The 479-nt window shown below is 46.1% G+C and carries 1 pseudogene; it reads right to left on the bottom strand.

Annotated features, from left to right (window positions below):
• Nucleotides 1-479: pseudogene (locus ACTHUE_RS20220) on the bottom strand (translation initiation factor IF-2); the annotation flags it as partial.

The raw sequence follows: 479 nt of genomic DNA, 5'->3' as shown, positions 1-479 counted from the left end.
CTGCACGAGCTGCTTTTTCGTCTTCATAAACGGCAAAATGGTCACCCGCCATAGGCGCTTCGTTCAAACCAGTAATTGAAACTGGTGTTGATGGTGCTGCAGTCTTAATACGACGACCAAGGTCATTGGTCATAGCACGGACACGTCCGAAGGTATTACCAACAACGATTGGGTCTTGAACATGCAAGGTACCTTGTTGAACAAGGAGGGTTGCAACCGCACCTTTACCTTTATCCAAACGCGCTTCAATAACGGTACCGATGGCACGAACTGTTGGGTCAGCTTTAAGTTCTTCCACTTCAGCCACAAGAAGAACTGTTTCAAGTAACTCTTCAATGTTTTGACCAAACTTCGCTGAAATTTCAACGAATTCGCTATCGCCACCCCATGCAGTTGAGATAACGCCATGTTCAGCCAATTCACCGATTACACGCTCTGGGTTAGCACCTGGTTTATCAATCTTGTGAATCGCAACAATG

It is taken from the genome of Neisseria sp. P0021.S005, from assembly GCF_051956955.1.
Note: the sequence above shows the minus strand (reverse complement) of the source record. Positions and strands in the feature narration are given on the sequence as shown.